A 14,847-nucleotide genomic window follows, 5' to 3' on the forward strand; every position below is an offset into this window, starting at 1 on the left:
TCCTACTCCCAGCGGAACCAGCGCGCGGCGGCGCCCGTCAGCAGCACGATCCACGCGACCAGCACGCCGAGGTGGCCCCAGCCGGGCCAGTCCCCGGCCGCCGCCTGGTTCAGGGCCTCGGCCGCCGCGCCGAACGGGGTGAAGCCGACGGCCGTCGCGAGGCCGTGCGGCATCGTCTGGACCGGCATCCACACGCCCGCGCAGAACATCGCCGGGAAGAACACGGCGGAGCCTATGGCCCCGGCGACCTTCGTCGTCCTGGACAGCGCGGAGATCACCGCGCCGAGGCCGAGCGCGGCGCACAGGGTCAGCAGGAGGGCGAGCGCGTAGCCGGACGGCTGCCTCGGCAGCGTGACGTCGAACGCGAGGCGGCCGACCGTGAGCGCCAGCACGGACGAGGCGAGCGCGGCCGTGCCGTACATCACCATCTGGGCGGCGAGCAGCGCGGACGGCCGTACGGGGGTCGCCGACATGCGGCGCAGGATGCCGCGCTCGCGGTAGCCGGTGAGGGTCTGCGGCATCGACTGGAGGCCGCCGACGATCAGCCCCAGCAGCACGGCCACCGGCACGTACGCGTCCACGGGCCGCAGGCCGCCGAAGGAGTCGTCCGGCTCCCGGAACGAGGGGATCGAGCCGAGGATCACCAGGAGGAGGGTGGGGAAGAGGAGGATCCAGAAGTGGGCGCCGGGTTCGCGGCGGAAGAGGCGGAACTCGGTCCTGACGACAGCGGCGTTGACGGTGGGGGTCGGGAGCCCGGTGCTCATGCCGGCACCCCTTTCGTGAGGTCGAGGAACGCGTCGTCCAGCGTCGCGTCGGTGACGCGGAGCTGGTGCGCCGTGACGTGGCGGCGGGCGAGGAGGGTGATCACGGCGTTGACGGTCTCGTCGGTGCCGGAGAGGGTGAGGCGGCCGTCCCTGTGCTCGACGGAGGCCAGCGCCGGGAGGGCGGCGAGGTCTCTCTCGTCGAGGGGAGCGGAGGGGGTGAAACTGATGACCGTCGCGCCCGCCGAGCGGCGGATCAGACCGGCCGGGGTGTCCAGGGCGGCGACCCTGCCCTTGTCGATCACGGCGATCCGGTCGCAGAGGCGCTGGGCCTCCTCCATGAAGTGCGTGACGAGCAGGACGGTCACGCCGTTCGCCCGGATGTCCTCGATCAGCTCCCACGTGTCGCGGCGGGCGCGGGGGTCGAGGCCTGTGGTCAGCTCGTCGAGGACGACGACCCGCGGGTTCCCGATCAGCGCCAGCGCGATGAACAGGCGCTGCTGCTGTCCCCCGGACAGCTTCGCGAACCGGGTCGTCAGCTTGCCGGCCAGGCCGAGCCGTTCGGCGAGCGGGCGCCAGTCCGCCGGGCGCGTGTAGAAGGACGCGTACAGCTCCAGCGCCTCCCGTACGGTCAGCTTCGCCTGCAACTCGCTCTGCTGGAGCTGCGCGCCGAGCAGCTGCGCCACCTTCTCGTGCTCGGCGACCGGATCGAGCCCGGCGACCCGGACCCGGCCCCCGTCCGGCACGCGCAGCCCCTCCACACACTCCACCGTGGTCGTCTTCCCGGCCCCGTTCGGGCCGAGCACCCCGAAGATCTCCCCCTCCTCGACGGCGAAGGAGACTCCGTCCACCGCCCTGTGGGCGCCGTACGTCTTGCGCAGATCCGTGACTTCGATGACGGGCATGCGTCCAGCGTCCCGGACCGCCCCCACCAGCCACATCGGCCGAAAAGCCAGACCCCGCCTCATCCATTCACCCGTTCGGCATCAACCGATCGGCTGATGCCGGACGAACGAACCGGCGGGCCTCAGGGACGTACGACCCGGGCCACGAGCAGGAGGACGACGACCGCCCCTACGGTCATGAAGGTCGCCGTGAACGGAAGCCGGTACCCCTCCAGGGTCATCGGGTGGGTGTGCGCGCTGACGGTGTCGGAGTCGAAACGCCACCCCCGGGGAGTACCGATCTCGGCGTTCACCGTAGCGGGGTCCTGAGGCCCGATGCCCAGGCGGTCCCGGAGACCGCCCAGCACACACGGAACCAACGGGCGTCGGCGCAGGGAGAGTTGGCGCTCATGACGTCCCCGCAACGGTCGTGGCTGCCGAGCACGCAGCGTGGGGAGCGGTACGGCGGCTCGGCCGACATCGACTCCGTGTCCAGCTTTTTCGGGAGGGTCATTGCGTGCCTCCGTCCCCGTCAGCGTGCCGGACCGCGTTCCACGACTCCTGCCCGGTCCCGCGCTTACGGGAGGCGTAGCAGCCGTCGCACGTGCGGGCGTGCTCGAACCAGCCCCGGTAGGCGCGCAGCCTGCCATCCTCGGTCTGTCCCAGGCCGGTCATCGGCCCTCGCCCTCCGCCGGTACGGCATGCATGTCGAGAGTGTCGAGGTCGAAGCGGAAGCATGCCGCCACTACCAGCATTCGACGCCGCTTCTACGTTTCCGCAGGCCACAGCGGACCGGTTCGGCGCCGGCGGCTTCCGGCGCCGTGCGGTTGCGGGACTCGGACAGACCAGGACCCGGAGGGCCATGCCCCCGGACGTTCGCCGCGTGGCGGGGGTTCTCGCATTCCTTGGCAGAGGGGCCGACGGGTTCGGCCGTTCCGCGCAGGCAACTGGGGAGGTACGGCCGGGACTTGCGCAACCAGGCACGACTTTGCGTATCGAGACCGGCCAGACCTCGTCGCGCAAGTCTGCACGTCGAAGCGATGCGCAAGGTCCACGGTGCGCCCGCAGACCTGTGTACGGCACTCATGGGGCTCGCCGAGGAGACCAAGGCACGCGGCTGGTGGCACTCCTACGGTGACGTGGTGCCCGAGGGGTTCGACCTCTTCATCGGACGGGAAGAGGCCGCGTCCGAACTGTCCTGGTACGAGAGCGACTTGGTCCCGGGGCCCGCTCCAGACCGCGGACTACGCGCAGGCGATCATCCGTGCCGGCAACCCGGAAGCGGAGGACGACGAGATCGAACGGCGCGTCAACCCGCTACGACGCCGCTTTCACCGGTTCGCGACAGCGAGAACGCCTACGGGCCGATTCTGGTGGCCTCGGAGACAGCTGATCCGTGCCCGGGTCCCCCAGATCCGTGGCGGGTTCAGCTCGGCCCCCGCCGCACGGCGTCGGCGAGCGCCGTGGTCACGAGCTTGGCGACGGTCGCCGTGGCCGGCGGGCCGGGGGCGTGGTCCGTGAACAGGAGATGGGCGCCCCCGACCAAGGAGAGGGTGAGCGAGTCGAGGTCGGCGTCGGCCGAGACGCGGCCTGCCGCGCGCTCGTCGGCCAGGTAGCCGGAGACGGCGGTGGTGATCTGGGCGAGGATCGCGATGCCTCCCGCGGGCGTGGCCCGCCGCAGCCGTGCGCGCAGCTCGGTGCGGAAGGTGACGAGCGGGATGATCGCCAGGGGAACGGGCCCGAACATGGTGATCAGCGCTTCGGTGAGGTTGTCGGCCACGCCACCAGTACCGGCGGACTCGCGGAGCGCCTGAGCCCGCGTTTCGAGCTGTGCGGCCCGGTCGAGCACAAGCTCGGTGAGGAACTCGTCGAAGTCGGCGAAGTGCCGGTGCAGGACGCCTTTGGCGCAGCCCGCCTCGTCGGTGACGGCCCGGCTGGTCAGCCCGTTCGGGCCGGCCCGCAACAGCACGCGTTCGGCGGCGTCGAACAGCTGCTGCCGCGCGTCACGAAGATGCACCCCGGTCGGCACCCACTGGTCCTCTCGTACTCCTGCGCACCCATTGGCTTATGGGCGCCCGCCCACTAAGGTGGGCACATGCCCACCTTACCGCGAGAGCAACCGCATCAGGCCCGGCAGGTGGCCGAGTCCTTCGGCGCGGACGCACGACGCTACGACCAGGCCCGACCGGGCTACCCCGACGACCTGGTGACGCGCGTCGTCGCCGGGAGCCCGGGACCCGACGTGCTCGACGTCGGCTGCGGAACGGGCATCGCGGCCCGCCAGTTCCAGGCCGCCGGCTGCACCGTGCTCGGCGTCGAACCGGACGCGCGGATGGCCGACTTCGCCCGAGCCGGCGGCCTGCCGGTCGAGGTGGCGACCTTCGAGGCATGGGAACCGGGGAGCCGGACGTTCGACGCGGTGATCGCCGCCCAGTCGTGGCACTGGGTGGACCCGGCCCTCGGCGCGGAGAAGGCGGCCCGGGTGCTGCGCCCGAACGGGCGCCTGGCGATCTTCGGGCACGTGTTCGAACCGCCCGCCGAGGTGGCCGAGCCCTTCGCCGCCGCTTGCCGTCGGGTGGCGCCCGACTCCCCGTTCGCCGGTCAGCCGGCGCGGCGTCCGCTGGACCTGTACCGAGCGGGGTACGCGAAGACCGCCGACACGATCCGCGGGACCGGGCGGTTCGACGGCCTGGAGCACTGGCAGTTCGACTGGGAGCGGTCCTACACGCGCGATCAGTGGCTGGACCTGCTCCCCACCACCGGCGGCCTGACCCGGCTCCGCCCCGATCAACTGGCCGAGATCCAGGGCGCGGTCGGCGAGGCCATCGACGCGCTGGGGGGCCGCTTCACGATGCCCTTCACCACCCTGGCGACCGTCGCCGTACGAGCCTGAGCGCCTTGCCGCACGGTCGCGCGGGCCGGTCCGGCGCACGGATGCCGCTCACGTTCCCCTCTCAGTCCACCCCCGCCCGCTCCCCGTGCCACGTCCCCCACAGGTCCGCGTACGCTCCCCCGGCGTTCACCAGTTCCTCGTGCGTGCCCAGCTCCGTCAGCCGGCCGCCCTCCATCACCGCGACGCGGTCCGCGTCGTGGGCCGTGTGGAGGCGGTGGGCGATCGCGATGACCGTGCGGTTCTGGAGGACGGCGGCGAGGGCGCGTTCGGTGTGGCGGGCGGTGGTGGGGTCGAGGAGGGCCGTCGCCTCGTCGAGGATGAGCGTGTGGGGGTCGGCGAGGACCACCCGGGCCAGGGCGAGCTGCTGGGCCTGGGAGCCGTCCAGGGTGCGGGCGCCCGTGCCCAGTTCGGTGTCCAGGGCGGCCGGGAGGTCGCGGACCCACTCGGCCGCCCCCACCGCGTGCAGCGCCGCCCACAGCTCCTCGTCGCTCGCGCCGGGTTCGGCGATGCGGAGGTTGTCGCGGACCGTGCCGAGGAAGACGTGGTGTTCCTGGGTGACGAGGACGACCTGGCGGCGCAGCTGTTCGGGGCCGAGGCCGGCGACGGGGACACCGCCTACGGTGACCGTGCCTTCCGTGGGCGCGTCCACGCCCACGAGCAGCCGGCTGAGCGTCGTCTTGCCGGCGCCGGACGGGCCGACCACGGCGAGGCGTTCACCGGGGCGGACCGTGAGGTCGACGCCGCGCAGGACCTCACCGCCCCGCTCGTACGCGAACCGCACGCCGGTCACGTCGATCCGGTCGTCCGCCGGCGTCGGCGTATCCCCCTTCGCCTCCCCCGACGCCTGCGCGATCCCCTCGACGCGGGCGAACGAGGCCCCGCTGGCCTGGAGTTGCTCGACGCGGATGATCACCTGGTCGATGGGTTCGAAGAACTGGCGGGTGTAGAGGGTCGCGGTGACGACCGCGCCGACGCTCATCTCCCCGTGCGCGTGCAGGACGCCGCCGAGGACGAGGATCGCCGACAGGGGCAGGACGTACGACACCTCGACGACCGGGAAGAAGACGGTGCGCAGGTAGAGGGTGTACAGGCGGGTGCGCCGGGACTCGTCGAGTGCCGTACGGCCGGCCGCCGTCCGCCGCTCGCCCAGGCGGAACGCCTCGACCGTGCGGGCGCCGCCCGCGGTCGCGGCGAGGATCTCGGAGACCTCGGAGGTGGCCGCGCCCTCGGCGAGGTAGCCGGTGCGGGCGCGCCGCAGGTACCAGCGCAGGCCGGCCCAGATCGGCGCGAGCCCGAGCGCGGCGACGGTGCCGAGGAGCGGGTCGACGAAGAAGACGGCGGCCAGCAGGAACAGGGCCTGCGCGCCGCCGACCATGATGTCGGGCCCGGCGTCGCGCAGGGTCGTCCCGACGGTCCCCACGTCGGCGGTGCCGCGCGTGGTGAGGTCGCCGGTCCCGGCGCGCTCGACGACGGACGCGGGCAGCGCGAGCGCCCGGTCCACGAACCCCTCGCGCACCCGGGCGAGCATCCGCTCCCCGAACCGGTGCGCGACGTACCGCCCCCACCGCACGAACAGCAGCTGGACGACGGCGGCGACGAGGATCCCGAGCGCGAGCCGGTCGACCGCCCCGACCCCGGCCCCGCTCCGCACCTCGTCGATGATCCGCCCGAGCAGCCAGGGTCCGACGAGCCCCGCGAGGGCGCCGAGCACGTTGACACCCACCACGATCCCGAAGGCACGGCGATCGGCCCGCACCAACCGCCCGACGGCACGCCGGACTTCACGGACCCCGGCAATGGGCAGCCGCCCGGAGTCGCCGCTCACAGCACGTCCCCTTCCCTTTCCATGGAACCGACTTCCCTGGAACCGACTTCCCTGGAACCGACCCGAACCGTGTCGTCCTCGCCCGCGTCCCGGGCCACCAGCTCCCGGTATCCCGCCTCCCCTTCGAGCAGTTCCCGGTGCGAACCGACGGCGGCCACCCGCCCCTCCACCACGTACTGCACCCGGTCCACCCGGTCGAGCAGCAGCGGCGAGGTCGAGGCCACGACGGTCGTCCGCCCCGCCCTCGCCTCCCGCAGCCGCGCGGCGATGGCCGCCTCCGTGTGGGCGTCGAGCGCCGACGTCGGTTCGACGGCGAGGAGCACCTCGGGGTCGGCGAGCAACGCCCGTACGAGGCGCACGCGTTGGCGCTGGCCTCCGGAGAGGCTGCGCCCCTGCGCGGAGACGGCGGAGTCGAGCCCGTCCGGCAGCCCGCGCACGATGTCCTCGGACGCGGCGGCCCACACGGCCCGCGTGATCGCCTCGGCATCGCGCGCCTCCCGCCCCGACACCATCTCGCGCAGGGTCTCGGCGAAGAGGTCGGCCTCGTTGTCGGCGACCAGGATCCGCGCCCGCACGGACGCCAACGGCACGGAGTCCAGCCGGACTTCACCCCACCTGACGTCGGACGGCAGATACCGCCCGAGCCGGTCGACGATCACCGCGCTGTCGGCGGGCCGCGCGCAGACGACGGCGGTCAACTCACCGGGCAGGACCCGCACATCGGAGAGGGGGTCGTACAACTCGGCGGCGCCGGACGGCGCTTCGGCGGACGGCACGTCCGGATCGGGCTCCAGCGCCAGCAGCCGGACGACCCGGCGGGCCGCGACGACGCCCCGGCTCAGCTGGTACCCCAGCTCGACGAGGAAGGACACGGGCACGACGAGGACGGCCACGAACCCGTACACGGAGACGAGTTGGCCGACCGTGATCTCCCCCTGCGCGGCGAGGCGCGCCGCGAGCCAGGTCACCACGGACAGGAACAGGGTCGGCAGCCCGACCCCGAGCGCCTGGATCCAGCTCGTCACCGCGCCGACCCGGTACCCCTGTTCGCGCAGGCCCGCGGAGTCCCGCCGGAACCCGTCCGCGAACAGCCCTTTGCCGCCGAGGCCGTTGAGGACGCGCAGCCCGCCCGCGAGGTCCCCGATGCGCGCGGTCAGCAGCCGCTGGCGTTCGCGGTACTCGGTCTCCGCGCCCTGGAGCCGGGCCATCAACGGCCCGACAAGCAGGGCGAGTACGGGCATGCCGGTGAGGACGACGGCGGCGAGCAGCGGCGAGACGTCCAGCAGGAGGGCCGCGACGACGACGTACATGACGATCGCCCCGATCCCGGGCCCGAGGGGGGTCAGGGAGAACGCGATCGTCTGGACGTCGCCCACGCCGATCGTGACGACCTCTCCCGCGACCGTCCGCCGGGGCAGCGCGGCACCGAGCCGCACCGCCTGCCTCACGACGACCTTCACGGTACGGAAGTTGGCGTCCATCCGCAGCCGCGTCATCGTGCGGTGCCGCATGATGCTGAGCCACGCGTTGAACGCGCCGACGAGCAGGAGCGCGGTGCTCCACCACACGAGCGCGCCCATGTCGCCGGGTTGGATGCCGTCGTCGACGGCCTTGGAGATCATCCAGGGGGTGGCGGCCATCAGGGCCATCCACGCGGACGACAGGGCCGCCCCGGAGAGGGCCCGTCCGAGCTGGCATCGGGTCAGCCACCACAGGTAGCCGGCGCCGCTCCGGCAGCCGGGCGTCCCCGGGTCCGCGTACGCGTCGATCACGGCCCCTCCCCCATGCCCGCGCCCGCCAGGCTGTCGCGCCAGGCGCGGTGCAGGCCCGCGAACCGGCCGGTCCCGGCGATCAGTTCGGCCGGGGTGCCGTCCTCGACGATCCTGCCCCGTTCCATGACGAGCACCCGGTCGGCGATCTCCACGGTGGACAGCCGGTGCGCGATGACGACGGCGGTACGGCCGCTCAGGACCGTCGACATGGCGCGCTGGACGGCCTGTTCGCCGGGGATGTCGAGGGAGCTGGTCGCCTCGTCGAGGATGAGGACGGCCGGGTCGGCCAGCAACGCCCGCGCGAACGCGACGAGTTGGCGCTGACCGGCGGAGATCCGGCCACCGCGCTTGCGGACGTCCGTGTCGTAGCCGTCGGGCAGGGCGCTGATGAACTCGTGGGCGCCGATGGCCTTCGCGGCGCGCTCGATCTCCTCGCGGCCGGCGTCGGGGCGGCCGATCGCGATGTTCTCGGCGACCGTGCCGGAGAACAGGAACGCCTCCTGGGTCACCATGACGACGCCGCGCCGCAGTTCGGGTACGGGGAGGTCGCGCAGGTCGACGCCGTCGAGGGTGACGCGGCCGGCCGTCGGGTCGTAGAAGCGGGCGAGGAGTTTCGCGAGCGTCGACTTGCCGGCGCCGGTCGAGCCGACGACCGCGACGGTCTGGCCGGCCGGGAGGGTCAGGTCGAAGCGGGGCAGGATCTCGCCGCCCGTGCGGTAGCCGAAGGAGACACCCTCGAACTCGACTGCGCGGCCCGGGAGTTCGCCCTGACGTACGGGCAGTTCGCGGGGCTCGGCCGGTTCGGGGACGGACGGGGTCTGGGCGAGCAGGCCGGCGATCTTCTCCAGGGAGGCGGCGGCCGACTGGTAGGAGTTGAGGAACATGCCGAGCCGGTCGATGGGGTCGTACAGGCGCCGCAGGTACAGCACCGCCGCCGCGAGCACGCCGAGTTCCAGCGAGCCGGCCGAGACGCGGTACGCGCCCCACAGGACGATCACCGCGACGGCCGTGTTGGCGATCAGGCGGGAGCCGACGACGTAGCGCGCCATCTCCAGCAGGGCGTCGCCGTTGGAGCGTTCGTGCGTACGGTTCAGGGCCGCGAACTCGGCGTCGTTGACGGCCTCCCTGCGGAACGCGCGGACCGGGCGGATGCCGTTCATCGTCTCGACGAACTTGACGATCACCGAGGCGATGGCCGTCGACCGCCTCGCGTACACGCGGCCCACCCGGCGGCGGTACATCCGGATCATCAGGTACAGCGGGCCGAACGAGGCGACCGCGACCGCGCCGAGGCCGAGGTCCAGCCAGAGCAGCATCGCCGAGATGTAGACGAACGAGAGGATGACCGTCACGAGTTCCTGGAGGCCCTCGCTGAGGAGTTCCCGCAGCGACTCGACGTCCGTCGTGGACCGGGAGATCAGGCGGCCCGACGTGTACCGCTCGTGGAAGTCCACGCTCAGCGCCTGCGCGTGGCGGAAGATCCGGCCGCGCAGGTCCAGCAGGACGTCCTGGTTGACGCGGGCGGAGGCGTTGATGAACGCGTACTGGAGGACGCCGGAGAGCAGCGCGGCGCCGAGATACCCGGCCCCGGCCGCGATCAGCGGCCCGTTGTCGCCGTCCCGGTACGCGGGTACGGCCGTGTCGATCGCGTACGCCACCAGCAGGGGGCCGATCTGTACAGCGGCCTGCTGGACGAGGAGCAGCAGCGCGGTGACCGTCGCCCGCACCTTCATCGGCGCGAGCAGCGACCGCAGCAGGGCGCCGGTCGCGCCGGGCGGGGTGGGCAGGTCGTCCTGGTCGAAGGGGTCGGGAGCCGGAGTCGCGGGCGCCGGGGTCGTCGTGGTGGCGGTCATCGGCGGGCATCCTCCTGGTCCAGGGCGGCGGTGGCGGGCTCGGTCGCGGGTTCGGTGGAGGATTCGGCGGGGGTGGAGGAGGGAACGGCGGGCCGATCGGCAACGGCACGCGGCTCGGCATCGGCATCGGCATCGGCACCGGCACCGGCACCGGCACCGGCACCGGCACCGGCACCGGCACCGGCATACGAGTCGTCAGCCCCCGCAGCCGGTTCCGCCTCCGCGCCCGCCATCAAGTGGGCGTACTCCGCGCTCGTCCGCAGCAGTTCCTGATGGGTGCCGACCGCCTTGATCCGTCCCTCGGAGAGCAGCGCCACCCGGTCCGCGAGGAGGACCGTCGACGGGCGGTGCGCGACGATCAGCGCGGTCGTGTCCGCGAGGACGTGCCGCAGGGCCGCCTCCACCGCCGCCTCCGTGTGGACGTCCAGCGCGGACAGCGGGTCGTCCAGGACGAGGAACCGTGGCCGTCCGACGACCGCGCGGGCCAGCGCGAGGCGCTGCCGCTGGCCCCCGGAGAGGCTGAGCCCCTGCTCGCCGACCTGCGTGTCGACGCCGTCGGGAAGGTCGTGCACGAAGCCGGCCTGGGCGACGTCCAGCGCCCGCGCGAGGTCGCCACCCGCGCCGCCCATCAGCACGTTCTCCCCGACGCTCGCCGAGAACAGCGTCGGCTCCTCGAAGGCGACGGCGACCCGGGACCGCAGTTCCTCCCGGGACATCCCCTCGATGTCCTCCCCGTCGAGGGTGATCCGCCCCCCGGTGGCGTCGTACATCCGCGGCACGAGCGCGGTGAGCGTCGTCTTCCCGCTCCCGGTGGCCCCCACGAGCGCGAGCGACTCACCGGGCCGAATATGCAGGTCGACACACGCGAGCACAGGCGGCGCCCCAGGATCGGCATCGGGATACCGGAAGGACACCCCCTCGAACCGCAGCCCACCATCACGGCCCACCGCCTCCGCACGAGCCGCCCTGGCGGAACCACCCCCGGCGACAACCGGAAACCCCGCCGGAACTCCACCCGGCTGCCGGGCCCCGCCGGAAGCCACCGGGTCGCCGTCACCGGCTCCCCGAACCTCACCGCCGAGAGCAGCCGCGCCCGTCCCACAGCCGACGCCCACTCCTTCGGCCCCAACTCCCGCCGCGTCCCGCCCGACATCACCGGCCCCACCACCGGGACCGGCCCCGTCCACCACCCGGACCGCCCCACCGGCCGCTCCCCCACCGCCAGCACCTCCGGCCGCCGCCACAGCACCCTCCATCACGCCCCCGCGCGAGGAAGCAGCCGCCCCCTTCGCGAAACCGCCGACCTCACCTCCAGCCCCCGCACCCACCACATCCCGCCCGACGTCACCAGCCCCACCACCGGGGCCGGCCCCGTCCACCAGCACCGCCCCACCGCCGGAGGCCCCCGCCCCCTCCGCCGCCTCGTCCATCACCTCGAAGTACCGGGCCGTGGCGGTGGCCGCCTCCTGGCTCATCGCCAGCAGGAAGCCGATGGACTCGACGGGCCAGCGCAGGGCCAGCGCGGTCGAGAGGAACGCCACCAGCGTCCCCGCCGACAACGCCCCGTCGGCGACCTGCACCGCGCCCACCACGAGCGCCGCCCCGATGGCGACCTCGGGCAGGGTCACGATGACGCCCCAGATCATCGCGAGGAGCCGTCCCTTGCGCAGTTCGGTGCCCCGCAGGGTGCCCGACAGTTCGCGGAACACGCGCGCCTGGCTGCGGTGGCGGCCGAAGCCCTTGATGACGCGGATGCCGAGGACGCTCTCCTCGACGACGGTGGTCAGGTCGCCGACCTGGTCCTGGGCGAGGCGGGCCACGCGCGCGTACCGGGACTCGAAGACGACGCAGACGAGGACGACGGGGACCGCGGGCCCGAGGATGACGAGGCCGAGGGTCCAGTCCTGGAGGAGCATGATGACGACGCCGACGAGGATGGTGACGGCGTTGACGAAGAGGAAGGTCAGGGGGAACGCGAGGAACATGCGCAGGAGCATGAGGTCGGTGGTGGCGCGCGAGAGGAGCTGCCCGGAGGCCCACCGGTCGTGGAAGGAGAGCGGCAGCCGCTGGAGGTGCCGGTAGAGCCCGGCCCGCATCTCCGCCTCGACGTGGGACAGGGGCCGCGCGACGAGCCACCGCCGCAGCCCGAAGAGCAGCGCCTCCGCGAACCCGAGGAGCAGCAGCCACAGCGCCCCGAGCCAGACCCCGCCGGTGTCGCGGGCGGCGATGGGCCCGTCGACCATCCACTTCAGGACGAGGGGGATGACGAGCCCGACGCAGGAGGCCAGTACGGCGACGATCGCGGCGCTGAAGAGCCGCGCCCGCGCGGGCCGTACGTACGGCCACAGCCGCAGCAGCGTTCGTACGGCGGACTGTTCCGGGGACCGTTCCTCTGAGGCAGGCTTCACTGACGTCACGCTCGCGAGCCTACGGACCGGCACTGACAACGCCCACCGAGTTTCGGCCGGTACGCACTCGTCCGATGGTCCTACTACCTGCGGTTTCTCCAGGCTCCGCACCGGAGTCCCGGCCCCGCGCACCCCCCGGGTACAGAGATCCCCAAGCGTCGGTCAACAAAAGGTTTCCGGCCAACTTGTTGATGTGCTCCTGACACAACCCCCACTCTCCTGTCACCCTTCCCACACCGCTGCACAGCAACCCCACAGCACCACCACATCAGTTGACCGACGGTCTCCCTGAAGGAGTTCAGTGGTGAGCAGCAGTCCCTCCCCCAGACGCACCTCCCCCTACCGCAGGACAGCCGCCGCGGCCCTGTTGGGCGTGGCGGCTCTTGTCGCGACGGCCATCCAGTCCGGCGCGGCGACGGCGGCCCCCGAGCCGTCGGCGACGAAGACCGAGTCGATCCGGCTGACCCCCTCGCAGCGCGCGGAGTTGCTGCGCGACGCGGACGCGAGCAAGGCGGCGACGGCGAAGAGCCTGGGCCTGGGCGCCCAGGAGGCCCTGGTCGTGCGCGACGTCGTGAAGGACGCCGACGGCACGACGCACACCCGCTACGAGCGCACCTACGCCGGTCTGCCGGTGCTCGGCGGCGACCTGGTCGTGAAGGAGAACGCGGCCAGCGTCACGCAGGGCGTCGTCAAGGCGACGAACGCGGCCGTGAAGGTCGCCTCCCTCACCCCGAAGATCGCGGCGGGCGCGGCCGAGAAGCAGGCCCTGTCGCGCGCGGCGGCGGAAGGCTCGACGAGCAAGGACGCGGCGCAGGCCCCCCGCAAGGTGGTCTGGGCGGCGAACGGCACCCCGGTGCTCGCGTACGAGACGGTCGTCGGCGGCCTCCAGCACGACGGCACGCCGAACGAGCTGCACGTCATCACCGACGCGAACACCGGCCAGAAGCTGTACGAGTACCAGGCCGTCATGAACGGCACCGGCAACACGATGTACAGCGGCTCGGTGACGATCGGCTCGACCCAGTCGGGTTCGACGTACAACCTGACCGACGCGACGCGCGGCAACCAGCGGACGTACAACCTGAACCGGGGCTCGTCGGGCACCGGCACGCTGTTCTCCGGCCCGGACGACGTGTGGGGCAACGGGCTGCCGTCCAACGCGGAGACCGCGGGTGCCGACGCGCACTTCGGGGCGCAGGTGACGTGGGACTACTTCAAGAACGTGCACGGCCGCAACGGCATCCGCAACGACGGGGTCGCGGCGTACTCGCGGGTGCACTACGGCAACGCGTACGTCAACGCGTTCTGGCAGGACTCCTGCTTCTGCATGACGTACGGCGACGGCGCGGGCAACAACAAGCCGCTCACCTCGCTGGACGTGGCCGGGCACGAGATGTCGCACGGCGTGACCGCGAACACCGCGCGCCTGGTGTACAGCGGCGAGTCGGGCGGCCTGAACGAGGCGACGTCCGACATCTTCGGGACGGCCGTCGAGTTCTACGCGAACAACGCCTCGGACGTCGGTGACTACCTCATCGGCGAGAAGATCGACATCAACGGCAACGGCACGCCGCTGCGTTACATGGACAAGCCGAGCAAGGACGGCTCGTCCAGGGACAGTTGGTACTCCGGGCTCGGCGGTCTCGACGTGCACTACTCGTCGGGTCCCGCAAACCACTTCTTCTACCTGCTGAGCGAGGGCAGCGGCACCAAGACGATCAACGGTGTCACCTACAACTCGGCGACCTCGGACGGGCTTCCGGTGACCGGCATCGGCCGGGACAAGGCGGAGAAGATCTGGTTCCGGGCGCTGGCCACGAAGTTCACGTCGAACACCAACTACGCGGGCGCGCGCACGGGCACGCTGGCGGCGGCCGGTGAGCTGTACGGCACGACGTCGGCCGAGTACCGCGCCGTGCAGGACGCGTGGGCGGGCATCGCGGTCGGCGCGCGCTCGACGGGCGGCGGTGGCGGCACCGGCACCTCGTACGAGAGCGGCACGGTCGTGGCGATCCCGGACAACGGGGCGGCGGTCAACTCGTCGATCGCGGTGAGCGGGCGGACCGGCAACGCGCCGTCCAACCTGTCGGTGTCGGTGGACATCACGCACACCTTCCGGGGCGACCTGGTGATCGACCTGGTGGGGCCGAGCGGGACGGCGTACCGGCTGAAGGCGTTCAGCTCGTCGGACTCGGCGGACAACGTGGTGGCGACGTACACGGTCAACGCGTCGACGGAGACGGCCAACGGGACCTGGCAGCTGCGGGTCCAGGACCAGGCCGCGCGGGACACCGGGCAGATCAACAGCTGGAAGGTCACCTTCCCGTAAGCCGGTGATGCTCTGAGAGCCGGGCGCCGTTCCTGCGGGGGCGGCGCCCGATCGTTTCCGGTCAAGGGTTCCGGACCCGCGGGAACCGGCCGCGCGCCCCGTGCGTCGAAGTGCCGCACCGG

General features: G+C 72.6%; 12 protein-coding genes and 1 pseudogene. 3 read left to right on the plus strand and 10 right to left on the minus strand.

The window, feature by feature from the left end; genetic code table 11:
• Positions 1–2: 2 nt before the first annotated feature.
• The 5 genes from PV682_RS17030 to PV682_RS17050 form a co-directional block, all read right to left on the minus strand.
• A complete protein-coding gene (locus PV682_RS17030; protein WP_319730582.1) occupies positions 3–764 on the minus strand; it encodes an ABC transporter permease in 762 nt (253 codons plus the stop codon).
• On the minus strand, positions 761–1,666 hold the full coding sequence (locus PV682_RS17035) for an ABC transporter ATP-binding protein (protein ID WP_319730584.1): 906 nt from the start codon (positions 1,664–1,666) through the stop codon (positions 761–763). The genes PV682_RS17030 and PV682_RS17035 overlap by 4 nt, the downstream gene beginning before the upstream one ends.
• 122 nt (positions 1,667–1,788) lie before the next feature.
• Positions 1,789–1,959: a hypothetical protein gene (locus PV682_RS17040; protein ID WP_319730585.1), complete on the minus strand. Its 171-nt coding sequence runs from the start codon at positions 1,957–1,959 to the stop codon at positions 1,789–1,791.
• Positions 1,956–2,159, minus strand: a complete 204-nt coding sequence (locus PV682_RS17045; RefSeq protein WP_319730587.1) for a hypothetical protein — start codon at positions 2,157–2,159, stop codon at positions 1,956–1,958. Before PV682_RS17045 ends, PV682_RS17040 begins: the two co-directional genes overlap by 4 nt.
• Positions 2,156–2,320 (minus strand): hypothetical protein, encoded by a 165-nt coding sequence (locus PV682_RS17050; protein WP_319730589.1) that lies wholly within the window; start codon positions 2,318–2,320, stop codon positions 2,156–2,158. Before PV682_RS17050 ends, PV682_RS17045 begins: the two co-directional genes overlap by 4 nt.
• A 30-nt stretch (positions 2,321–2,350) precedes the next feature.
• Here PV682_RS17050 and PV682_RS44345 point away from each other — a divergent pair, with 30 nt between their 5' ends.
• Entirely contained in the window at positions 2,351–3,166 is an 816-nt protein-coding gene (locus PV682_RS44345) for a Scr1 family TA system antitoxin-like transcriptional regulator (protein WP_407705693.1), read from the plus strand.
• Here PV682_RS44345 and PV682_RS17055 read toward each other — a convergent pair.
• Positions 3,072–3,674 (minus strand): TetR/AcrR family transcriptional regulator, encoded by a 603-nt coding sequence (locus tag PV682_RS17055; RefSeq protein ID WP_319730591.1) that lies wholly within the window; start codon positions 3,672–3,674, stop codon positions 3,072–3,074. The two genes, PV682_RS44345 and PV682_RS17055, sit on opposite strands and share 95 nt — an antisense overlap.
• Before the next feature lie 66 nt (positions 3,675–3,740).
• Between PV682_RS17055 and PV682_RS17060 the strand changes: the two genes are divergently transcribed.
• On the plus strand, positions 3,741–4,538 hold the full coding sequence (locus tag PV682_RS17060) for a class I SAM-dependent methyltransferase (protein WP_319730593.1): 798 nt from the start codon (positions 3,741–3,743) through the stop codon (positions 4,536–4,538).
• Between the two features lie 61 nt (positions 4,539–4,599).
• Here the strand turns inward: PV682_RS17060 and PV682_RS17065 are convergent, their stop codons facing one another.
• The 4 genes and pseudogenes from PV682_RS17065 to PV682_RS17080 all read right to left on the minus strand — a co-directional run.
• A complete protein-coding gene (locus PV682_RS17065; protein WP_319730595.1) occupies positions 4,600–6,363 on the minus strand; it encodes an ABC transporter ATP-binding protein in 1,764 nt (587 codons plus the stop codon).
• Entirely contained in the window at positions 6,360–8,135 is a 1,776-nt protein-coding gene (locus PV682_RS17070; protein WP_319730596.1) for an ABC transporter ATP-binding protein, read from the minus strand. The genes PV682_RS17065 and PV682_RS17070 overlap by 4 nt, the downstream gene beginning before the upstream one ends.
• Positions 8,132–9,988, minus strand: coding sequence for an ABC transporter ATP-binding protein (locus PV682_RS17075; RefSeq protein WP_319730598.1), 1,857 nt, complete (start codon positions 9,986–9,988; stop codon positions 8,132–8,134). The genes PV682_RS17070 and PV682_RS17075 overlap by 4 nt, the downstream gene beginning before the upstream one ends.
• A 218-nt stretch (positions 9,989–10,206) precedes the next feature.
• Positions 10,207–12,396: pseudogene (locus PV682_RS17080) on the minus strand (ABC transporter ATP-binding protein); the annotation flags it as partial.
• A gap of 304 nt (positions 12,397–12,700) precedes the next feature.
• Here PV682_RS17080 and PV682_RS17085 point away from each other — a divergent pair.
• Complete coding sequence (locus tag PV682_RS17085; RefSeq protein ID WP_319730602.1) at positions 12,701–14,725, plus strand: M4 family metallopeptidase; 2,025 nt, start codon at positions 12,701–12,703, stop codon at positions 14,723–14,725.
• Positions 14,726–14,847 lie beyond the last annotated feature (122 nt).

The organism is Streptomyces niveiscabiei (assembly GCF_033794345.1).
GTDB classification, from domain to species: domain Bacteria; phylum Actinomycetota; class Actinomycetes; order Streptomycetales; family Streptomycetaceae; genus Streptomyces; species Streptomyces niveiscabiei.